We start from the raw sequence: 21,871 nt of genomic DNA on the forward strand, positions 1-21,871 counted from the left end.
CTCAGCGCTCCAAACGTTCGACGATCATCGCACTGCCCACGCCCAAAGCGCCCGCCGCCACAACCAAACCAAACCTGCCGCCGCTCGCATCCAACGCGTCGAGCAAAGAGGACAACAAAATCGCGCCCGTCGCGCCCATCGGGTGGCCCTTGGCCATGTGACCGCCACCGACATTCACCTTCGCTGGATCAGGCCTGTGATCGCGCATGAACTTCACGATCGTAACGCCAAACGCCTCCATGAATTCGATCCGGTCGAGATCTCTCAAAGCGAGACGCGCCTTCGCCAGGACACGCTCCATCGCGATAAACCCCGCCGTTAGCGATGCTGCCGGATTGCCTCCAGCTTCAGCCCAAGCCACGATGCGCGCGCGCGGCTTGGCGCCCGCGCCTTCAGCGCCGACAAGTGCGAGCCCTGCGCCATCAGACATCGGCGGCGCGTGCCCCACCGTATGCCGGTGATCGATCGCGCGACCGCCCAGCGCATCACGATACTGATCAGCCAGACCAGCAAACGCGGGCGCCATCGCCGCCAGCGACTCCAGTGTCGTCGCCGGCCGCGCGCACTCTTCGCGTTTGAGCCCGGTCAGCGCTATCCGCGAGGCAACCAGCGCCGTGCCCTCAGCGGCCGCGGTTCGTTGCTGCGATACAAGCGCGGCCCGATCCAACTCATCACGCGTAACGCCAATATCCTCGGCCAGACGATCCGCCGCGAGCGCGACCGGTATGTATCGCGTGCGCCGGTCATAGGAGGCATCGGAATAGTAATCGGCGTTGTCAGCCATGAACGGCACGCGCGACATCATCTCGACGCCGCCCGCAAGCACGCGTGTCGCTTGCCCAGCAGCCACCATCGCCGCCGCTTGGCCAATCGCAGTCAGACCAGAGACGCAATAATTGTTGACGGCGAACGCCGCCGTTTCATCCGGCAAACCTGCATCCAGCTTAGACACCAAAGCAATATTGCCGCCCTGCGCGCCGATCTGACCAACAGCGCCAACGATCAGCGCATCCGGTTTCACCTCGTCGCCACTGCGCTCGCCAATTGCCTCGATCAAGCCGTTGACCAGCTGTTGCGGTTTCAGCGCAGCGAGGCCGCCATCCGGCCTCGCCTTGCCGCGCGGCGTGCGCACAGCATCATAAATGTAAGCCGACATTAGCCGGCCATCTGATCGCCGCGGGCCCAAGTCCCGTGGAAGCCGGCCGGCACGCGCGCCGGAATTTGAACACGCGCGATCGGCCCCGCTTCGAAATTTTGCGCGTCGATCACCTGACACTCAGAAACGCCAGTGTTCTCGTTGGTCGCGAACACGATGACGTAGCCATCATCTTCGCTCTTGGCGTTAATGCGCGGCGCGTAAGCGGGCTCCGAACCAAACAGGCCCGGCTCGAACATGTATTCCTTCGCGTCGCCGGTTTGCAGGTCGTACTTGAAGAGGCCCTTGAACTTCTGGAGCTGATCGGACGACATCGCGACGTGATAGGACCAGCGCGACTTCTTGGCCGCGTAGTCGAGGTTCACGACCGGGAATTCACCGATCCGATCATCGAGAACGCGCTTCTTGCATTCGCCCGTGCGCATGTTCATGCGCCACTCCACCGGCACGGCGTGCAGCGCCAGAATGTTCACCATCGCGGCATACGGCCCGTATTCAGGGTTCGGCGCAAAACCGTTCGGCGTCATCATGCACGCGGTCATGACGACCTCGTCGCCTTCCTCCCACGTATTGATGACGTGATAAATGTAGCAACTATCGGTCTCGAACCATTTGATTTCATCGCCGCGGCCGCGGCGCGGCACGACGCCGAAGCGCGCCGGCTGATCAGCCACCTTGATCTGCCACATGCTGTTGCGCATGCCGCTTTCGCTGAAAATGACCGGTAGATCATGCAGCACGATGTAGTTCTTCGTCAGCCCCATATCGTGCGGCAAGCGCGGACCGGGCAGATCGACCTTTCCGAAATGCACCAATTCGTTTGTCGGGCTCACCGTGCCGAACGTCATCCACGGTTCGTAGAGCGAATAATCGAAGAACACGAACTCGCCGGTATCGGGATCAACTTTCGAGTGCGCCGAGACGTTACGCGGCAGCTTTCCGCCGAACGTCTCGTTGCCGATCGTCTCAAGTGTCCGGGAATTCACCCGCACCGGCGTGCCGGAAATATACCAGAGCGCCATGAGCTGACCGTTGTGAATGATCACATCGGTGTTGGCGGTGTCTTTATAAACTTTATTCTCTCGCGCGCGGTTCGCGGGAAACAGCACACCGCCGGCATCAAGCGTGCCGGCGAGTTCGGCTTTGAAATCGTCGCTTCGGATGTAGCGATTGCGATACTCAGCCTTGCCGTTCTCAAAATAAATGGCGTGCAACATGCCGTCGCCATCGAACCAATGGTGCAACGCTTGCGGCGCATGCACTGGGTTCGGCCCATTGCGATAATAGGCGCCGTGCAAGTCCTTCGGCAGTTCGCCGATCACCTTAAGATCGAGCGCCGTCACTTCCTTTGCGACAGGCTCGTAGATGCCCTGAATGTACGGGTTGAGCAGATTGAGGCCGGTGAGTTCGCCGGTTTCGATGCGCCGCGCATTGCCGTCAGCCATAGGTTTTCTCCGCCCCCGTCTGATTATGTGCCGAGGAGGCTAACATTCATAACTCCGGTAATGCAAGCAAGGGTTTCGGGCACTCTAGGGGCCCGCCTTCGATATCGGCCACGGCACAAATCGCGGCGTGCGCGCCACATAGGCCGCCCAGGCCTCAGGTCGCGTCTTGGCCATGTGCCGCTCCTTATATGGCGCAGCCGACGCGTAGCCCATGAACCAGGTGGCGTAGAGCGGGGCAAACACCGTGAGCCAACCCCAAGGATGGGCCAATGCAAACGCCGAAAATCCCCACCACATGACGGCCTCACCCAAATAATTCGGGTGGCGGACAAAACTCCAAACGCCGGTGTCGAGCAGTTTGCCGCGATTGCTTGGTTCAGCCTTGAAGGCCGCAAGCTGGCGATCGGCAGTGCTTTGAAGAATGAACCCGGCCGACCAGATCGCGCCGCCAAGCACGAGCGGCCACAACGGCGCCGGCGCCGGCGCTACAAATGCAAACGCCAACGGCGCACACCACAACCAGACGGTCACGCCCTGCAACAAATGTATCTGAAAACCGCTCCACCACAGCCATTTCGCGCCAAATCTCTTGCGCCACGATGCGTAAGGTTGGCGCTCGGAGCCGATGTTATGTCCGAACGTCTGCACCGCAAGACGCACCGACCATATCGCGATCGGCGCCAATGCCGCCAGGATCCAAGGATCAAATCCAACCGCCCATGCGCCTACCAGAGCGCCTGCGAAAGCCGAGAGCGAATAGACGATATCCATCACGCCGTGATTGCGCGCCGCCGTACCCCAGAGCCATGCAATCGCAACAGCTCCAAGGACGCCGCCGCCCATCAATAGCCAAACCTGGGTAGCCGCTGCGACCTGTTCTGGACCCCAAATGGCCATTGAAAACGCCACCAGCGGCGCCAATGCCAAGACGATGTGCCAGCTCCGCCCCCGGGGCTCGCGCCGAGCAAATGTCAACCAAATCAGGGCCAGCACGCCCCAGCCGATGGCAACGGGTCCGATCCAACTGGTTCCTAAATGCACCACTCGGAGCCTCACATCACCTTTGCTTGCATAAATGGATTTACATGGTCAGTCTTCTATTGCAAGCCTTGGAACAACAACAACACCTAGGAGGGGAGGCACTCGTGGCCACACATAAGAGGCTCAGTATTTTCGGCGCTTCGCTCGCAGTGATCGCCGCCGCGACGTCGATCGGCGCGGCGCCGGCATTCGCGCAAGACCAAGACGGCGCATCGCTCGAGGAAATCGTCATCACCGCGCAGCGCCGCGAAGAAAGCCTGCAGGACGTTCCGATCGCGATCACTGCGTTCACACAAGAAGACCTTGAGCGCACTGCAGCCGTCGGCATCCAGGATGTCGCCAGCCGCGCGCCGGGCGTCACGCTCACGCAATTCAACATTGGCGAACCACAGCTTTACATCCGCGGCGTCGGCACCACGAGCGACTCCGCCGCAAGCGATCCTTCGATCGGCATATCAATCGACGAAGTCTCGATCGGCCGCGCGGGCGCCAGCTCCCTCGCCTTCCTCGATGTCAATCGCGTTGAAATTCTGCGCGGCCCGCAAGGCACGCTCTACGGCCGCAACGCTTCAGGCGGCGCGCTCAACGTCTACACCAACGCCCCGACGTTCGACACAGGCGGTCACCTCAGCGTGCGCGCCGGCAGCTTCGACATGTACGGCGCCGAAGGCGTCTTCAATCTCGGCCTCGGCGAAAACTCCGCCGCTCGCTTTGCCGCGCAATACAGCACCAATGACGGCTACGCCGAATACGCGCCGACCGGCCAAAGCCTCGAAGGCGGCACGCAATGGGGCGCACGCGCGCAACTGCTCACGGAGGCAGGCGATTGGTCGTTCCTCGCGGGCATCGACTACTCAAACGAAGATATGGACGGGCACGCGCGGATCCCGGTGACGACCGCCGCCACGAACCCTGGCTTCACGGCGCTGATCAACGGCCTGCGCACTGGCCTCGATATTCGTCAGAGCTTCTCGTCGCCGGACAATTACCAGCAACGTGAGAACTACGGTGTCACCTTCCGCGCCGAGCGCGAAGGCCAAGCCTTCAACTTCGTGTCGCTGACCTCCTATCGCAACAACGACTATTCGTGGCGCGACAACCTCGGCGGCTTGCCGTTCCCGGGGTTCCCGCTCGCCGTCGATGACCGCGCGTCGGAAGCGTCCGATCAGATCAGCCAAGAATTCCGAATCGTCTCGCCGGATTCGTCGGCGATCAATTGGGTTGCAGGCGTCTACTTCATGCAGGAAAACGTCGAGCGCGATGAACGTTTCATCGTCCAGGCCGCACTGCCGATCGCGCCGCCTAGCTTCGGCGGCGACACCTCGTTCCTCCAAGACGCGACCAACACCAGCTACGCAGCGTTCGGTCAGATGACCATTCCGTTCGCTGAGGTGTTCGAGTTCACGGCCGGCGTTCGCTGGACGCACGACGATCGCGAGATCCACCAGATCGCGCTCGACAACGACGTCGGCGGCCTCCCGCCGGTCGGCATTCCGCTCGGCCCGACGGGTTCGCCATATAATGTCACGGCGGACGAAAGCTTCGAAGAGCCGACCTGGCGTCTCGCGCTTTCGGTTGAGCCGGTCGATCAGGCCCGCTTCTACGTCAGCTACGATCGCGGCTACAAAGCCGGCTCGTTCGTCAGCGGTGCGCAAAACGCACTGCAGGCAGGCACGCCGATCCGCAGCGAAATCCTCGACAACTACGCCGTCGGCATGAAGACGACCTGGATGGACGGACGTTTCCGGTTCAACGCAGAAGCCTTCCTGCTCGATTACAGCGATCTGCAGGTCTACGAACTTCTCGGCCTCAACCTCGCGACCTCGAACGCAGACGCACAATCGTCGGGCATCGAAATCGAGACCGCGTTCGCTCTGAACGAGAACATCACGATCGGCGGCTCGTATACGCGCCTGCAAGCCCAATACACCTCGAACGCGACGTCAACGGTCGGCACGTTGCTCTATGACGGCCACACGCTGCCACGCTCGCCAGAACACCAGTATAACGCATTCGTCGATGGCGAATGGGATCTCTGGGGCGGAGCGTTCGCGGCGCGCGTCAACTATCAATGGGCGGACGAATTCTACTTCGACCCGTCGAACAACCCGGAAGTTCTCGAAGATGCGCACGGCCTCCTCGGCGCGTTCGCCTCATGGGAATCGCCAAGCGGGCTCACGGTCGCCGTCTACGGCAAGAACCTCACCGACGAAGACTATCGCCTGCACGTCATCAAGAACGTCGGCATCGGCTTCTCAGTGTTCGGACCGCCACAGGAGTTCGGCGTGTCACTCACGCAACGCTTCTAAGACGCGACGTGTTCTCTCCTCGCAACGACTTGCGGGCGCTTCTCAGGGAGCGCCCGCTTTTCTTTGTGGGTTCAGCGAGCGCCCTTGGCCGCGAAGTCCGCGAATGAAGCTTCAGCGCCTGCAAAGCCCGTCGCGCCTTGCATAGCTCGGCCCGCTTCAAGCGCCGCTGGCACATCACTCAGCGCCGCGAACACGGCGCCGTCCCCTTCCATCATTCGCGCGCGCCGAACATAGCCGCCGCCCGCCACCCAGATCTCGCCGTTGGCGTCACATTCAGCACTCGCCAGCCATGTCGCCAGCGGCGCCACGGCTTCGGGCGTCATGCGTGCACCGATCTGTGGCTGCGCCGACATCGTTTCAGCTGTCATCTGCGTCGCCGCGTAGGGCGCGAGCACGTTTACGCCGACGCCATCGCGGCGCAGCTCATGTGAAAGCGTCAGTCCCAAGCCAATCAAAGCGCCCTTGGAAACCGCATACGGGGCGCGCCCGCGCACGCCGTAAAGTCCTGCAGAAGAACCAACAAGCACCACACGCCCCGCGCCAGAAGCGATGACATGCGGCAACGCCGCTTGCAGGATGGCGAGATTGGCGAAGAAATTCGTCTCAAGCACATCTCGAAACGCATCTTCGGTCTGGTTTGAAAAGCGTGCCGCGGGCCCGTTTACACCGGCGTTGAGTACGATCGCGTCGAGCCGGCCCCAAGCCGCCAACGCCATATGCGTCATTGCCTGCGCAGCCCCCGCATCGCGAACATCGTGATCGTCGGCGACCGCATCACCACCTGCAGCCTTGATCTCAGCAACCACCGCATCGGCGGAACTTGGTTCGCCATTGCGGCGGCGATTGTTCACCACCACGCGCGCGCCGCTCACTGCCGCGTGCAACGCGAACGCGCGCCCCAAGCCTTTTCCCGCGCCTGTGATCACCACGACGCGCGCCTCTGATTTTGCTGAAGCACTCATGCGGAGAGGCTAAAGCCGTCACTCCGCTTACACAAGCAACGTTTATGCGCTGTTTGCGATCGCCGCGCGCGCCGGTTCGATGACTTTGAACTCGACGTCCTGTGGCCGCACTTCACCGCCGCACTCAGAGCACGCGGCAATGGCGCGCAAATCGTGCGCATCGCGCTTGTGACGGAGCAAGAGCGGCGGTCCTTCCGGAGCAACGTAATATTTATCGCCCCACTGCATCAGCATCAGCAGCACCGGGTAATAATCGATGCCCTTGCCCGTCAGGCGATACTCATGACGCTTTGGCACGCTGCTATATTCGTGCGTGCGGATCATGCCCTTGCTGATCAGCCACTGCAGGCGCTCCGACAGGATGTTCGTCGCCATCCCGGAATCGCTCAAGATTTCGTCGAACTTGCGCAAACCAGTGAACAGCGCGCGCAGCACCAATCCTGCCCAGCGGTCGCCCATGATCTGCGCGACCTCGTCCATCAACGTCGATGACGGCGGACGGTCGCTCGGTGAGTCACGATGTTGTCGGCGGCGGCTGTACTGCGCCGACATCCAACCAACGCCTGGCCCCGGACTCCATGACATGTCACGCGCATTGATCTCGTCGCCGCACGCCGTGCATGTCGGGGTCGGATCGAACTGCTTGCCGCATTTCTTGTGCGTGAGTTCGACGACGCACTTGGCGTCAGATTCTGCCCAGCGCCGCTCCCAGCGCAGCATCATCAAAGAGGACCAATAAAGATCCTGGCCCTTGCGGGTCATCCGATACTCAAACCGCGGCGGGGCCGAGGAGTACTGCACCTTCACCATCACCTCTGCGGCGACCAACCGCTTCAGGCGGTCGCTTAGCAAAGATTGGCGAAGTCCCGTGCGCGCACGAAATTGGTCGAACTTGCGCGCGCCCAGCCAGCTCGCCTCAAGAATGAGGATCGTCGAGGTGTCGCCGACAACCTCCAATGCCCGCCAAATCGAGCACGTGCGTATGAGCTTGGCGTTTTCTTCCATGGGCTAGGGCAGATTCTAACGCCGCGTCAGCCTGAAACAAGGCCTCACAACCGCCCCTGCCGCATCGTCGCCAAGCGAGTCACAACCTAGCCCTTCGCGTGCTTCTTGAATTCGGGGTGGCGGTAGCAGGTCACGAGGTGGTCGTTGACCATCCCAACCGCCTGCATGAACGCATAAATAATCGTTGGCCCCACGAACTTGAAGCCACGCTTCTTCAGCGCCTTTGACATCGCCTGCGATATATCGGTCTCCGCCGGAATCGGGCCACCAGGCTTCAACCGGTTGAGTATCGGCTCTCCATCCACGAAGTCCCAGAGAAATTCCGAAAAGCCCAGCCCCTCTTTCTCCATCGCAAGATAGGCTTTCGCTGAACTCACCACGCCTTCGATTTTTAGCCGGTTTCGCACGATGCCTTCGTCGGCCATTAGCTTCTCGATCTTCGCCGGCGTGTAGCGCGCGATTTTGACAGGATCGAAGCCGTCGAATGCGCGGCGATAATTCTCACGTTTGCGCAGGATCGTGATCCACGACAGCCCAGCTTGCGCGCCCTCAAGCTGCAACATCTCGAACAGCGCCCGGCCATCGCGTAGCGGCACGCCCCATTCGTGATCGTGATACGCAAGATAGAGCGGATCGCTTCCCGGCCATTTGCACCGAGGCAAATCCGCCTTGCTCGCCTTCTTCGCCGCCATCTCAAGCCCCATCAGCACGCGCTCCCATCAGTAGCGCGATCGCCAGCGTCCTCGTAGATAAACCCAAAGGAGCGTCAACATGAGTTCGGGACCATTGGCCGGCGTGCGCGTGCTCGAGTTTGCGAGCATCGGCCCAGGCCCGTTCTGCGCCATGCTGCTTTCGGACATGGGCGCCGACGTCATCCGCATTGATAGGCCAAGCGGTGTCGCCGGAACCGGGCCGAACGCCGTTCTCCAGCGCGGGCGCCCATCGCTGGTGCTCGACTTGAAGCAACAGCAGGATCAAACCTTCGCCGCGCGCGCCGCGGCCAGCGCCGACGTTCTTATCGAAGGCAATCGCCCAGGCGTCATGGAGCGGCTCGGCCTTGGCCCCGCACCGCTGATGGCCGCCAATCCGGCGCTCATCTACGCGCGCATGACCGGCTACGGCCAAACAGGTCCGCGCGCGCAAGAAGCCGGACACGACATCAACTACCTCGCCATGACCGGCGCGCTCGACGCCATCGGCGATGGCGTTTCACCACCGCGCGCACCGCTCAATCTTCTCGCCGATTTCGGAGGCGGTGCTTTGTACCTCGCGTTCGGCATCGTCTCGGCGCTCTATGAACGCACCCGCTCTGACCAAGGCCAGATCATTGACGCCGCTATCATCGACGGCGCCGCATCACTTATGGGGATGATGGTCGGCGCTACGCGCACAGGCTCACTCGCGCGAGAGCCGAACGCCAACATACTCTCAGGCGGCGCGCCCTTTTACCGAACCTATCGCTGCGCCGACGGCCGCTACATCGCCATCGGCGCCATCGAGCCGCAGTTCTACACGCGCTTCATCGAGGCCATGGAGCTGCAAGCGTTCGCGCACCACAAGCAGCGCGATCCGGGCCACTGGCCACAGATGTGCGCCGCACTCGAAAAGAAGTTCGCGACACGCCCGCTTGAAGATTGGCTCCACCAACTCGCGCCGCTCGATGCCTGCATCAACGCCGTGTTGTCGATGGAAGCGGCATTCACCGATCCGCACCTAACAGCGCGCCAAGTGTTCATTGACGTAGATGGCGCGCCACAGCCAGCGCCAGCCCCACGCCTCTCACGCACGCCCGGCGCCATTCAAGGCGCGATGGCAAAGCCAGGCGAAGGCGGAAGAGACGCCCTAAAGCGCTGGGGCGTCAGTTAGCGCGTTCGAAGATCGCCGCGAGCCCTTGACCGCCGCCGATGCACATCGTCTCCAGACCATAACGGCCATCGCGCCGATGCAACTCACGCACGAGATTCGCAAGGATGCGCCCACCGGTCGCGCCGATCGGATGCCCCAACGAAATGCCCGAGCCATTGACGTTGAGCTTGTCGCGATCGTCCCAGCCCCAGGCCTTCAGCACCGCAAGCACTTGCGGCGCGAACGCCTCATTGAGTTCGATAAGATCGATATCCCTCCAACCCAGCCCTGTGCGTTTGAACAAGCGCTCCACCGCCGGCGCCGGCCCGATGCCCATGCGCGAGGGATCGCAGCCCGCGGCAGCCCAAGAGTGAAACCAGGCCATCGGCTCCAGCTTCAATTCTTTCAACTTATCTTCCGCAACCACCAGACACGCCGCCGCCGCGTCGTTCTGCTGGCTGGCATTGCCCGCGGTGACAACGCCGCCCTTCTCAATCGGCCGAAGGGCGCCGAGCGTCTCCATCGACGCATCCGGGCGAAAGCCCTCATCCTGCGCGAACAGCACCGCATCGCCACGCTTTTGCGGAACAGGCACAGGCACAAGCTCATCGGCGAACTTATTGTCCGCCCAAGCCTGCGTCGCGCGCTTGTGGCTCATCACTGCGTACTCGTCGGCCTGTTCGCGCGTGATCGCGTAGTCCTTCGCGAGGTTTTCCGCCGTCTCGATCATGCCGCTGATCACGCCAAAGCGCGCAATCGGTTGCGACATCACGCGGCCGCGCGAGAGCCGGTCATACATAACGCCCGGTCCCATCCGCACGCCGTTACGCATCTCCGTCGAGTAATGCTCGACGTTGCTCATGCTCTCGACGCCACCCGCGATCACGACATCGGCGGCGCCCGTTTGCACCATCATCGCCGCGTCGATCACCGATTGCAGGCCCGAACCACACCGCCGATCCAATTGATAACCCGGCACGCTCAGTGGCAGATCCGCCGCCAGCGCCGCCCAGCGCGCCACGCATGGCGCTTCGCCGTTCGCATATCCCTGTGCGAACACGACATCGTCGATGCGCCCGGCATCGATGCCGGTTCGCTCCACTAACGCGCGCAACACGACCGCAGCAATCTCGCCGGCAGGCATCGCCGCCAGCGCGCCCTGAAATTTGCCCACCGGCGTACGCAACGGACTTACAATCGCGGCCCTACGCATGTGATCTCCTCCGACGCCACTATTCCCACTCGATCCTGATCAACGAACCAATTTTCCCTATTCCGAGCGGACTTCGCTGACAATCGGGACGTTTCCTGGTTATGTCGGATCGACATCGACCTAAGATGTCGCAACATTCGCAACACATTGCCAAGCTAATCGCTGGCCACCCCATCGGCATCCACGCGCTCGAATCTGTGCAATACCATCGAACGAAATTCAGGGAGCCAAGCCTCTCTGCGCGAGACCCAACATTCGTAGGTGGGGCGAAACTGATTGGGCGCATCCAGTGTGCCGAGATGAACCTCAATTTCACGACGAGCGACCCTCTTCGTTGCTGCATCTCGGCTTCGGACGCCGTGCGTTCGCGCACCGGCAGCGACATTCATCAATGCAGAGTCAGCGGAGTCAGGACAGCAAGCGCCGTGAAGCACAGTTAGCTCCTCGCGAACGCCAACAACGGCCCGATATCACCGCGATCCGCTGCCTGGAGCGCCGCGACATAGGCGCGGCGGGTTTCGGCGATGGCGACGAGATTGGCGCTGCCCCAGGTGAAGCGGGGCTGGCCGAGCTTCTGGATGAGGAGGTCGGCGGCGAGGCGTGAGCAGCGGCCGTTGCCATTGGGAAACGGGTGGATCGCCACAAGCCGATGATGGAAGCGGATTGCAATTTCATCGGGCGGATAAGTCTGGCGCTCGATCCAGAATTTTGTGTCGTCGAGCAGCACACGGAAATCGGGTCCGATCTTCCAAGCTTCGACGCCGATATTACGCGCCGTGGCCCGGAAGTCTCCGGCCCAGCGCCAGACATCGCCATACATGCGCTTATGCAGCGCGCGGATGAAATCCTCGGTGAGCACGTCGTGTCGGGCGCGCGGGTTGAAAGCCCAGCGGTCGCCTTTGTCGATATTGACCTGCTCGGCTTCGTTCAATTCGCGCCGGAGCGTGATGTAGCTCGGAATGAGCCCATCACGCTCCTCTGGCGCCAAAGGCGTATTGGCTTCGTCATCGCCATCGAACAATGGTTCGTTTTGGGGATCATCGCTCATGGCGCATCCCATAAGCGGCGCGGATCGCCGACGAGGATTTCCATGGCGAGGCGTTCGCGCTCGGCTTCGAGGTCGCGCTTGTCGAGCGCCTGGTTCTCAAGCCGCATGGAATGATGCGTGCGCTTGAGCTGCGCATCGGCTTGCGCGCGCGCGCGCGCCTTCAGCATTTCGTCCAGCGGTTCATTCGGCACCAACGCATAAACCAGGGTGCAGTCGAGCCCTTCGGCCACGCGCCGCAATGTGGCGAGCGTGACGGCGTCTTCGGCCTCGTCCTTTTCGATCCGGGCGATGCGGGACTGGCTGACGCCGATCCGCCCGCCGAGCTGGGTAGCAGTCATGCCAAGGGCTTCCCGCATAGCCTTAATCCAGCCGCGTGCGGGGCGCGCGAATTCAGGCATCTTGCGCAAGGGGGCAAGACGCCGTTCAAGTTGCTTGCGGGCAAGGCCCACCGGGGAAACGACAGAACGCATATGTGTTAGACCTTTGGTCAAGGCATAACATATATATTCTTTACCTTTCGTTTCAATAGAATACCTGTATTCTAACGGCGCGATCGGTAAATCATCTATTTCCACCTACTTCAGATAACCGCCGACATGTCGGCTAAAGACGCCGAACCCTCCTGAATCATTCCCACTCGATCGTGCCAGGCGGCTTCGATGTCACGTCGTAGACAACCCGGTTCACACCGCGCACTTCGTTGATGATCCGCGTCGCCGTGCGGCCGAGGAAATCCATCGAGTACGGGAAGAAATCCGCCGTCATCCCGTCCGTGCTCGTCACCGCCCGCAGCGCACACACGCTCTCATACGTGCGGTGATCGCCCATGACGCCGACCGTCTTCACCGGCAGCAACACCGCGAACGCCTGCCAGATCTGATCGTAGAGCCCTGCCTTGCGGATCTCTTCCAGATAGATCGCATCGGCCTGACGAAGCGTGTCGAGTTTCTCGCGCGTGATCTCGCCCGGCACGCGGATCGCAAGCCCCGGCCCCGGGAAGGGATGGCGCCCCACGAACGCATCCGGCAAACCAAGCTCGCGTCCCAGCGCGCGCACTTCATCCTTGAAGAGGTCGCGCAGCGGCTCGACCAGCTTCAGTTTCATATCATCCGGCAAGCCACCGACATTGTGGTGCGACTTGATCGTCACCGAGGGCCCGCCCGTCGCCGACGTCGATTCAATCACGTCGGGATAGAGCGTGCCTTGCGCCAAAAATTCTGCGCCGCCGACCGTTGCCGCCTTGGCGTCGAACACATCGATGAAAAGTTTGCCGATGGTTTTGCGCTTCACTTCCGGATCGGAAACACCCGCCAGCGCCGACAAGAAGAGCTCGCTCTCTTCAGCGTGGATGAGCGGAATGTGATAGTGATCGCGGAAGAGCTTCACCACCTGCTCGCTCTCGCCGAGGCGCATCAGCCCGTGGTCGACATAAACGCACGTCAACTGATCGCCGATCGCTTCGTGGATCAGCACCGCCGCGACGCTTGAATCGACGCCGCCCGAAAGTCCGCAAATCACTTTGCCTTCGCCGACTTGCGCTCGGATGCGCGCGATCGCCTCTTCTTTGAACGCCTTCATCGACCAATCGCCCTTCATGCCGGCGATTTTGTGCGTGAAGTTTTTCAAGAGCTTCGCGCCATCGGGCGTGTGCACTACTTCGGGATGGAACATCGTCGTGTAATAGCGGCGCTTCTCATCGACAGCGATCGCGAACGGCGCGTTCTCGCTCGTCGCCACCACTTCAAAGCCGCTCGCGAGCTTCGTCACACGGTCGCCGTGGCTCATCCAAACCGGATAGCGCCCGCCAACCCCCCAAACCCCCTCGAACAACGGCGATGCTTTTTTGATCTCGACATCGGCGCGTCCGAACTCACGCGCGTGCCCACCTTCGACAACGCCGCCAAGCTGCACCTGCATCGTTTGCTGGCCGTAGCAAATCGCAAGGATAGGCACGTCCATCTTGAACGCTTCTTCGGGCGCCCGCGGGCTCTGGCCCTCCATCACGCTCGCCGGACCACCCGAAAAGATAATCGCCTTCGGTGCGAAGCTCTTCAGCAGCGCGCCGTCGACTTTGTTGAACGGATGAATTTCGCAATAGACGCCGTTTTCGCGCACGCGTCTGGCGATCAGCTGCGTCACTTGCGAGCCGAAGTCGATGATCAGGACGCGTTCGTGGTGGGCGGCGGAGGCAGTAGGTGCGCTGGGCGCTTTGCTCTTATCCATGGCCTGAAATGGAGTGCGCCGCGCGGCCCGTCAATTCGCACAAATGCATACGGCCCGATCATTTGGACCTACGGAAAGCGGCTGAGGCCCGCCACGTCTCTTGCGATCCATTCGCAATGCCCTCCAGCGCGCGTGCGCAATCGCACACCCGCGCCTGATTGTCGGATTGTTTCGGAACGTTAATGTCCAATCACCGCTACGGGGGACAAGCATGGTTTCGTTAGCTTCGGAGATCGATCCGCGTGACCGGCAAAATTCACAGTTCACCGTTGATTGGACACTGGTTGCATGCGCGTTCAGCGCTTTCGCATTTGTCGCGGTCACAGCTGCGGCAATCTACTCAGAGCGGCTCGACCCCTACATCAATTCCCGAACGCAGCTGATCCTACAATACGTCACGTTCGCGATGGCTGCATTGAGTCCAGTAATGATGTGCTGGAGACGCGCCATCGCAGACGGCCAGCTGCCGGCGAAGAACGGAGCGGAGCCCAAATATGAACACGTAAGCGGCTGGAGCGCGATCCTACTTCTATCCGTTATGGCGCTGATCGCGTGGCTCGTCTGGTGGGCCGCCGGCAGCGATGATGCGAACCGCCGGATTCATGCCGAATGGGGAACCTGGATCGTGATCGGATTGACGATCGCATTCGTAAGCGTAGCGGCGGCGCCCCTTTTTCCTCGCGCCGCGCGCCTTCTTGGACTTGAGAAGGGGTTGACGCGCGTCTCATCAGTGCTCAATGCGCCGATCGAATTCGTCGGTGGCATGCTGAGCGCGCTCGATGGGATTCTTGTGTTTGCTGTGTCGAACTCTGTCGGCACCAATCGCGACAACTTCTTTTTGCGTTACGTCATCCTACTCGCAGCGATCTCTGCCTGCGCGGCACTGGGCTATTATTGGCCCGCTCCCTGGGCATTTGTCCCAATTGTTTGGGGCTTCGTCATCGCATTCTCTGTGTCGCGTCGCTGGGCATGGATCGAAGGAGATCGCGAACTCGCTATGCTGAATCCTACGCTCTCTCAGCAACACATTCGAGTTGGCTTCGCTCAAAATCTCAGAGACGAGGCGCTCATTGTGTTTCTCTCCATGTTCTTGCTGGTCCCACTTGCACTGCGCCAAGGCCAGTTATGGGCCGAAGCGAATGAAGTTGCGCTTTTCACCCTGAGCAAGGACGCCGATGTGCATTCACTCGCGATGTGGATCTCATTTTACGGCACGGAGTTGGCGAAGGCAGTCCCATTTGTCGATTGGGCCGAAGTGTACCACGTCGAGGGCGAGGCGCCGGTCGAAGCGGTTGAACCCTTCGCGTTACACGCGGTATTTGCAACCCGCGTTCTCATTGACCTGGTGTTCCTTGCTGCCCTGTTGCAGGCGATCACATCTGCCAGTCGCGATGCCCAGCAGCGCGACCTCTTCTATCGCAAGCGCGCAATCAAACGTCTTGACCCCTTCGTCGAGCCTGAGGCTCTGCGCGGCCTTGTTCGACGCGGTCCCACCGGTGACTGGGAGCGGAACGGCGAGAAGTTCGACGATTTTCCACACTACGACGCCAACAGACTCGTTGAGTTGTCCGTTAGTGCAGACACGCGCATTTGCCGCGCGGCGGACTTCCTTTTGGAACGAGACGGCGTTGGGAATGATCCGCACCATCGCCTCAGCGGGAGCGCCGCGGACAAAGAAACCAAACCGGACGACGTCAGAGAAATTCTGAACGAGATCGAAAATGGCGGCGTTGCGAGAAATATTTACCAACTGGCGCTCGCTAGACGTCGCCTGCTTGCCAAGCGGTCAATGGCCGAGGTCCGTGCTCGCATCGTGAAGATGATCGCCCTGGATCAACAACACTCGATTGAACGCACTGAACGCCTGATCGAGGCCATGGTGGGCGAGTATCGCGAGTCCTACGCGAACGCGCGAAGGATCGCCCTGGACGCACTTGAGCCCGAAACGGGGCGCAACCTTCGGGTGCGGACGGCGATACGACAAGCGGCCGCACATGATGGCGCCCAGGCAATCAGAAAACGTGCAGCAGAAATCCTCGCTCAAAACCCAGAGACCCCTGACTGAGAGCGCCACTGCCTCGCCGCGTCGAAAAAAGCTATGCTCCCCTCCCAACCCGCGCGCATACTTCGCGCTTGCGCATTGCCGCCCGCCCCACAAACCATATTTTAAATGTTCGAAGCCGCTTTGGCTGCGAGCAACAAGTGGCTGCGTGGGATGCTGAACTGCACGCTTCATATTCTCTAGTTCCCAGCGCGCGCACCATGGCTTCGACATTGCCCGATCATGTTCGATGCGTTCGCCGCTGGCCGCGCCGAAGCGCTGTGCGACGCTACGTATATGTCGACGCGATTTGCGCCGGCTGATAGCGGTGAAGGCGGGCTTCCACCTGCGCACGGCAACCGAGGTCCCGGCCTTAAGCCGCATCGCCGCGCGCTGCCGGCGCCGTTCGCGCACGACCAATTGCCGAGAGCGGCGCGCCGATCTCACCTGCAACCAATCCCGCTAGGATCGCCGGCGCGGGCGCCAAGCGCGAAAGCGGCGACATGATCCAGTCGCGCACGAACGCGAACGCATCGCTCTCCGACTGATACGCCGGCGTGAACATCCAGGAAGCCACTTGATAGAGCTGAATATGCAGGAGCCGCAGCCGCTCATACTCACCAAGCGCCGCTTCGAGATTGCTCTGCGTCTCCAACGCATGCGCTAGCGCCAAGGCATCAAGCAACGCCATGTTGGCGCCCTGCCCAAGCTGCGGCGAAGCACAATGCCAAGAATCCCCGACATGCACGCAATCGGGCGAAACTGCCCCGCGCCGCGTACGATGCGCGTAGGTCGCGAAAACCAGATCATCGTGCGAGGCAATCTGTGCGAGCAGCGGCGCTGTCTCCGGCCAAAGCGCCAGCACTTCGCGTTTCCAATCATCGATGGCCGTTGTCCGCCACGCCGCGCGATCAGCATGCTTCAAGCTCCAGAAGAAAGCGGCTTGCGAGCGCGGCTCGCCCTTCAAACGCCCGATCGGCATAACGCCGACCATCTTGCGCGCCTTCACATATCTCTGCTCGAGCGCCGCGCCGTCGAAACTGCCCGCCCAATCCAAGCTCGCCCACAGCGCCCCAAACGGCAGCGGCTGCGGCGCGGCGCCGGAAAGAGGCGAGCGCACGCCAAGCGCGTCGATGATAAGGTCGAACGCAGCGCTCTCTGCTCCATCCGCGAAGATCAGCCGCCCATCTCGCGCCGCAACGATATCGCGCCCGCTCTCAACCTCAGCGCCCGCGGTCAGAGCAGCGTCGTACAAAACCTGAAACAGCGCTCCGCGATGCACGCCCAATCCGCAGGGCGCATGAACACCGCGCGCCGCATAGCGAACATCGAGCACAACGTTCCCGCGCGGCGAAGCTCGCCCCGAGAGCCGCTTGATCGGCGCGCCAAGATCACGGATCGCATCGCCGGCGCCAATCTCATCCAGCACCCGCAAGCCAACCGGCTGCAAAATGATCCCAGATCCCAGCGGCTGCGGTGTTTGGAGCTTATCGAACAGCACGACGCGCGCGCCAAAACGGCGCAAAAAAGTTGCGCACGCAAGCCCAGCGACCCCACATCCAGCGATAGCAATCTCAAGCCGCTTCATATGGTTTCGCGCCGATTAGCCTTAGCCAATATTAGCAACACAACCGAACGACCCGCTAACCGCGATGTGACATGATGCGCCACATGACAAGCCTCGCACCCGTCGCTGCGCCTGTCGCTTCAAACAGTACGCAGGACCAGACCCAGCACAAACCACCGCCCGTCGAATACGGCGCGGCGGTTACGCATCGCGACCTCGTGCGCGAGAAGTTGCGCGTCGATCCTTCGCCGATCGCTCATAAAAAGCGGGCGTCCCAGCAAGCGAAAGCCAACGATCCGCCAGATCATCGCGGCCGTTACATCGATATCGAAGTTTAGGCGCGCTGCAGAACCGCGACGTAGAAGCCGTCACAGCCGGTCTTTCGCGGCGTCATCTGCACGCCGATCGAGCGCTCATAAGCTGGCAAGCCGACGGGCTCCAATCCGACAGGCGTGAACTGCACGTATGATGCGAGGAATGCAGCAACTGCATCCTCATTCTCTTCCGGCAGCACCGAGCAGGTCACGTAGATCAACCGCCCGCCTGCCTTCACCAGCGGCGCGGCCAGCGCCAGCGCCTCCTGTTGCTCCTCAAGCCGCTTGGCCAGAGCATTCGGCCGCAAGCGCCACTTCGAATCTGGACTCCGCCGCCAAGTGCCAGAACCCGTGCACGGCGCATCCACAAAGACGATATCCATGCGGTCACGCAGATCCGCCAACGCATCTTTCGTCCGCATCGGCGCGCGGATCTGAACGTTGCGAACGCCGGCGCGATCAAGCCGCTCCTTCAGTGGCGCAAGGCGGCGGCCATCGATGTCATGCGCAAAGATCTGCCCCTTGTTCTGCATCAGCGCCGCGAGCGCGAGCGTCTTGCCGCCGCCGCCCGCGCAGATGTCAGCGATCTGCATGCCCGGTTGGGCGCCTGAAATGCGCGCCGCGATCTGGCTGCCCTCGTCCTGAACTTCAAACCAGCCGCGCACGAAGCTCTGCTCCGTGGCCCAGGGAAATGTCCGCCCTTGCGACCAGGGAATACGCACGCCATCCGGCGCATGCGGCGTAAATTCCGGCGGGCCTTTGAGCTTCGGGCTCTCAGCCAAGGCGGCAACCAGCTTCTCGCGATCGGTCTTTAGCGTGTTGGCGCGGAGATCGAGCGGCGCAGGCGCTGCGAGCGCCGCACCCTCTTCAGCCCGCGCATCGCCGAATATGCGCGTAAGGCTCGTGTCCAGCCATTCTGGAAAATCACCGCGGACATGCGCGGGCGCATTTGCGATATTGTCACCCGAAAGTGCAGCGCGTTCCGCGTCCGTCATCGGCGCAGGCGCGTGCGGATCATCGGTAAGGCTGTCTTCGATCCATTGCGCGCTTTGGCCGAAGCCCCAGCGCAAGGCGCCCCAAACCCATGCGCGCGGGGTGTCTTCACCCATCCGCCAGGCGCTAGATTGCTTCCAACGCAAAGCGCCGAACACAAGATCGCCAATCTCGGCGCGATCCTTCGACCCCGCAAAGCGGTGCGTCAGCATCCAAGCCTTCACCGCATCGGCGGCAGGCTGGCGCTGGGTTTCGAGCGAAGTCAGAATTTCAATGGCCGCTTGCTGGCGGGCGCCGTTGCGCATCGGGAGAACCCCACAAATCAGAGTGAAGAGGCTTCAACCTCCAATGGATTGGCCGAATACGAGCAAATTGCCGTCAGGCGCAAGCACGCACACCTCTCGCTGGCCGTATTCTTTGTCCGCTGGGCCATGGACACTGCCGGGAGGCATGGCGTCGAGCTTAAGCTTCAGTTCGCGATGCAGCGCCTCGATGTCCTCAACATCGACGTAGTACGCGAAGCGCCGATTGCCCGGAGGCGCGCCGTCGCCGCCCTCATTCTGCAATAGCCGAATGCCCGCACATTCGCGCTGCACGTAAGCGTAGGCCCCAGCACGGAAGTACGTAACGAACCCAAGATCGTTAAAGAAGCTCAGCGCCGCCTCGATGTCAGGCACATGGATGAAGGGCGTAATCCGAATGAAATTACCGCTCATCGTGAGCACTCCTTAGAGGCCTCGGGTTAGATACCGCACCGTCTTGGCGTTGCCGAGCAATGCCCAGCCGACCTCTTCAAAACCCATGCGGGCATGAAATGCGTCGGATCCAGGGTTGGGCGGATCGACGTTCACCTCGCACGCAACGAGCGAGTGTCCATCTCGGCGAGCGCGCTCGAACAGGTGCTCATAAAGCGCGCGCGCATGACCGGCCTTTCGCACGTTCGGATCAACGACGATGCGGTCCACATAAGCAAACTGCGGATAACGCTCTTTGAACCATAAGAAGTTCGGGCTGTCGTAGGCGCCGTCCTGATCGAAGGTGATGAGATAGCCGCCTTGCCCATCAATCACTGTCGTTTGGTACGAAGCATCGCGCATCGCCCTCAACTTCTCAGCGTCGAGTTTACCGGTCTCGCGTTCGTGGCGGGCGCTCAGTGCGAGCACCCAATCGAAATCAGAATCGGCTAACGGCCTGACGCTCACGAGCCGAGCGGGTAGTTCGGCGCCTCACGTGTGATCGAGACGTCGTGCACGTGGCTTTCGCGCAAGCCCGCGCTCGTGATTTTCACGAACTTAGCCTTCTCACGCATCTCTTTGAGGTTCGCGGCGCCAACATAGCCCATCGAAGCGCGCAGGCCGCCGATGAGTTGATGGATGATGTTGCCGACCGGCCCCTTGAACGGCACGCGGCCTTCGATGCCTTCCGGCACCAGCTTCATCTGGTCGGTAACTTCCTTTTGGAAATAACGATCCGCCGAACCGCGCGCCATGGCGCCGAGCGAACCCATGCCGCGATAACTCTTGTAAGAACGGCCCTGGAAGAGATGGACTTCGCCAGGCGCTTCCTCCGAACCCGCGAGCAGCGACCCGATCATCGCAGCTTCCGCGCCGCCAGCCAGCGCCTTCGCGAGATCACCCGAGAACTTGATGCCGCCATCGGCGACCACTGGCACGTCGGCTTTGCGCGCAGCGCTAGCTGCATCCATCACCGCGGTGAGCTGCGGAACGCCGACGCCCGCGACGATGCGTGTCGTGCAGATTGAGCCCGGGCCGATACCAACCTTCACGCCGTCCGCACCCGCATCAATAAGCGCTTTTGCGCCATCGGCGGTGGCGACATTGCCGGCGATGATTTGGGTCTTGTTAGATTCACGCTTCACGCGGTTCACCGCCGCAAGCACCGAACTCGAATGGCCGTGCGCGGTGTCGATGACCACGACGTCAACGCCCGCTTCAATCAGCGCTAGCGAACGTTCATAGCCTGCATCGCCAATGGTGGACGCGGCGCCAACAAGCAGGCGGCCACGCTCGTCCTTGGCGCGGTTCGGGAAGGCCTGCGCCTTTTCGAAATCCTTCACGGTGATAAGCCCCGTCACGCGGTTCGTGTCGTCCACCACGATCACCCGCTCGATGCGGTTCTTGTGAAGCAGTTTCTTGGCTTCGCCCTCGTTCACGCCTTCGCGGACAGTGACGAGATTATCTTTCGTCATCAGCTCGGAGACACGCTGATTCATATCGGCGAAGCGCATGTCGCGATTGGTGAGGATGCCGACGAGCTTGCGGCTATCGCGATCGACAACCGGGAACCCCGAGATGCGCCGCGCTTCCTTGATAAGAATGATTTCGCCGACCGTTTGATCTGGGTGGATCGTGATCGGATCGATCACCATGCCGCTCTCGAACTTTTTGACCATCCTCACTTGGTCAGCCTGTTCGGCGGGCGTCATGTTGCGGTGAATGACGCCGAGGCCGCCCGCTTGCGCCATTGCGATCGCGAGGCGCGCTTCCGTCACCGTATCCATCGCGGCGGAGATGAGCGGGATGTTGAGGGTGATGCCGCGCGTTAGCCGGGTCGCGGTATTTACGTCAGCCGGCAGCACATCCGACGGGCCTGGTTCAAGAAGCACGTCGTCAAAGGTCAAAGCTTCACGGATTTCCATGTTCGGCTGGTAGAGATTCTCGCCTGCTTTGTCCAGACTGCCGCCCGGAT

The 21,871-nt window shown here is 61.4% G+C and carries 19 protein-coding genes and 1 pseudogene; 4 read left to right on the forward strand and 16 right to left on the reverse strand.

Features of this window, described 5'->3' with window-relative positions; genetic code table 11:
- Position 1: 1 nt before the first annotated feature.
- From ATE48_RS02245 to ATE48_RS02255, 3 genes are all read right to left on the reverse strand, one after another.
- Positions 2-1,156, reverse strand: coding sequence for an acetyl-CoA C-acyltransferase (locus ATE48_RS02245; protein WP_066767407.1), 1,155 nt, complete (start codon positions 1,154-1,156; stop codon positions 2-4).
- Complete coding sequence (locus tag ATE48_RS02250; RefSeq protein ID WP_066767409.1) at positions 1,156-2,601, reverse strand: carotenoid oxygenase family protein; 1,446 nt, start codon at positions 2,599-2,601, stop codon at positions 1,156-1,158. Before ATE48_RS02250 ends, ATE48_RS02245 begins: the two co-directional genes overlap by 1 nt.
- Before the next feature lie 84 nt (positions 2,602-2,685).
- Positions 2,686-3,498: a DUF1295 domain-containing protein gene (locus tag ATE48_RS02255; protein WP_156767559.1), complete on the reverse strand. Its 813-nt coding sequence runs from the start codon at positions 3,496-3,498 to the stop codon at positions 2,686-2,688.
- Positions 3,499-3,746: 248 nt separating this feature from the next.
- On the opposite strand from ATE48_RS02255, the gene ATE48_RS02260 reads away from it, so the two are divergent.
- A complete protein-coding gene (locus ATE48_RS02260; RefSeq protein ID WP_066767410.1) occupies positions 3,747-5,951 on the forward strand; it encodes a TonB-dependent receptor in 2,205 nt (734 codons plus the stop codon).
- A gap of 71 nt (positions 5,952-6,022) precedes the next feature.
- On the opposite strand, the gene ATE48_RS02265 is transcribed toward ATE48_RS02260, so the two are convergent.
- The 3 genes from ATE48_RS02265 to ATE48_RS02275 all read right to left on the reverse strand — a co-directional run bounded on the left by ATE48_RS02265 (position 6,023) and on the right by ATE48_RS02275 (position 8,610).
- Positions 6,023-6,913, reverse strand: coding sequence for an SDR family NAD(P)-dependent oxidoreductase (locus tag ATE48_RS02265; RefSeq protein WP_066767411.1), 891 nt, complete (start codon positions 6,911-6,913; stop codon positions 6,023-6,025).
- A gap of 42 nt (positions 6,914-6,955) precedes the next feature.
- Complete coding sequence (locus ATE48_RS02270; RefSeq protein ID WP_066767413.1) at positions 6,956-7,918, reverse strand: winged helix-turn-helix transcriptional regulator; 963 nt, start codon at positions 7,916-7,918, stop codon at positions 6,956-6,958.
- An 86-nt stretch (positions 7,919-8,004) separates the two neighbouring features.
- The gene (locus ATE48_RS02275) at positions 8,005-8,610 is read right to left on the reverse strand and encodes a DNA-3-methyladenine glycosylase I (RefSeq protein WP_066774511.1); all 606 of its coding nucleotides are present in this window, start codon (positions 8,608-8,610) and stop codon (positions 8,005-8,007) included.
- Positions 8,611-8,689: 79 nt separating this feature from the next.
- Between ATE48_RS02275 and ATE48_RS02280 the strand changes: the two genes are divergently transcribed.
- Positions 8,690-9,784: a CaiB/BaiF CoA transferase family protein gene (locus ATE48_RS02280; RefSeq protein ID WP_066767415.1), complete on the forward strand. Its 1,095-nt coding sequence runs from the start codon at positions 8,690-8,692 to the stop codon at positions 9,782-9,784.
- On the opposite strand, the gene ATE48_RS02285 is transcribed toward ATE48_RS02280, so the two are convergent.
- The 5 genes and pseudogenes from ATE48_RS02285 to guaA all read right to left on the reverse strand — a co-directional run bounded on the left by ATE48_RS02285 (position 9,777) and on the right by guaA (position 14,247).
- Positions 9,777-10,976: an acetyl-CoA C-acetyltransferase gene (locus tag ATE48_RS02285; RefSeq protein WP_066767417.1), complete on the reverse strand. Its 1,200-nt coding sequence runs from the start codon at positions 10,974-10,976 to the stop codon at positions 9,777-9,779. The genes ATE48_RS02280 and ATE48_RS02285 overlap by 8 nt on opposite strands.
- Before the next feature lie 155 nt (positions 10,977-11,131).
- Positions 11,132-11,290 (reverse strand): annotated as a pseudogene (locus ATE48_RS20365) (GFA family protein); the annotation flags it as partial.
- A 122-nt stretch (positions 11,291-11,412) separates the two neighbouring features.
- Positions 11,413-12,024, reverse strand: coding sequence for a mobile mystery protein B (locus ATE48_RS02290; protein WP_066767419.1), 612 nt, complete (start codon positions 12,022-12,024; stop codon positions 11,413-11,415).
- A complete protein-coding gene (locus tag ATE48_RS02295) occupies positions 12,021-12,494 on the reverse strand; it encodes a mobile mystery protein A (protein ID WP_066767425.1) in 474 nt (157 codons plus the stop codon). The genes ATE48_RS02290 and ATE48_RS02295 overlap by 4 nt, the downstream gene beginning before the upstream one ends.
- Positions 12,495-12,651: 157 nt before the next feature.
- Entirely contained in the window at positions 12,652-14,247 is a 1,596-nt protein-coding gene (gene guaA, locus ATE48_RS02300) for a glutamine-hydrolyzing GMP synthase (protein ID WP_066767426.1), read from the reverse strand.
- A 211-nt stretch (positions 14,248-14,458) separates the two neighbouring features.
- Between guaA and ATE48_RS02305 the strand changes: the two genes are divergently transcribed.
- Complete coding sequence (locus ATE48_RS02305) at positions 14,459-16,312, forward strand: hypothetical protein (RefSeq protein ID WP_066767428.1); 1,854 nt, start codon at positions 14,459-14,461, stop codon at positions 16,310-16,312.
- A 349-nt stretch (positions 16,313-16,661) separates the two neighbouring features.
- Here the strand turns inward: ATE48_RS02305 and ATE48_RS02310 are convergent, their stop codons facing one another.
- Positions 16,662-17,876 carry an FAD-dependent oxidoreductase gene (locus tag ATE48_RS02310; protein WP_066767430.1) on the reverse strand — a complete coding sequence of 405 codons (1,215 nt, stop codon included), beginning with the start codon at positions 17,874-17,876 and terminating at the stop codon, positions 16,662-16,664.
- A gap of 83 nt (positions 17,877-17,959) precedes the next feature.
- On the opposite strand from ATE48_RS02310, the gene ATE48_RS02315 reads away from it, so the two are divergent.
- Complete coding sequence (locus ATE48_RS02315; protein ID WP_066767432.1) at positions 17,960-18,193, forward strand: hypothetical protein; 234 nt, start codon at positions 17,960-17,962, stop codon at positions 18,191-18,193.
- On the opposite strand, the gene ATE48_RS02320 is transcribed toward ATE48_RS02315, so the two are convergent.
- The 4 genes from ATE48_RS02320 to guaB are packed head-to-tail and all read right to left on the reverse strand — an operon-like array spanning position 18,190 to position 21,821.
- Complete coding sequence (locus ATE48_RS02320; RefSeq protein WP_066767435.1) at positions 18,190-19,467, reverse strand: RsmB/NOP family class I SAM-dependent RNA methyltransferase; 1,278 nt, start codon at positions 19,465-19,467, stop codon at positions 18,190-18,192. The two genes, ATE48_RS02315 and ATE48_RS02320, sit on opposite strands and share 4 nt — an antisense overlap.
- A gap of 33 nt (positions 19,468-19,500) precedes the next feature.
- Positions 19,501-19,878 carry a bleomycin resistance protein gene (locus ATE48_RS02325; RefSeq protein WP_066767437.1) on the reverse strand — a complete coding sequence of 126 codons (378 nt, stop codon included), beginning with the start codon at positions 19,876-19,878 and terminating at the stop codon, positions 19,501-19,503.
- A gap of 12 nt (positions 19,879-19,890) precedes the next feature.
- Positions 19,891-20,364 (reverse strand): GNAT family N-acetyltransferase, encoded by a 474-nt coding sequence (locus ATE48_RS02330; protein ID WP_066767439.1) that lies wholly within the window; start codon positions 20,362-20,364, stop codon positions 19,891-19,893.
- Positions 20,361-21,821, reverse strand: coding sequence for an IMP dehydrogenase (gene guaB, locus ATE48_RS02335; RefSeq protein WP_066774513.1), 1,461 nt, complete (start codon positions 21,819-21,821; stop codon positions 20,361-20,363). Before guaB ends, ATE48_RS02330 begins: the two co-directional genes overlap by 4 nt.
- Positions 21,822-21,871: the final 50 nt, after the last annotated feature.

Source organism: Candidatus Viadribacter manganicus (assembly GCF_001679665.1).
Lineage (GTDB): Bacteria > Pseudomonadota > Alphaproteobacteria > Caulobacterales > Aquidulcibacteraceae > Vitreimonas > Vitreimonas manganica.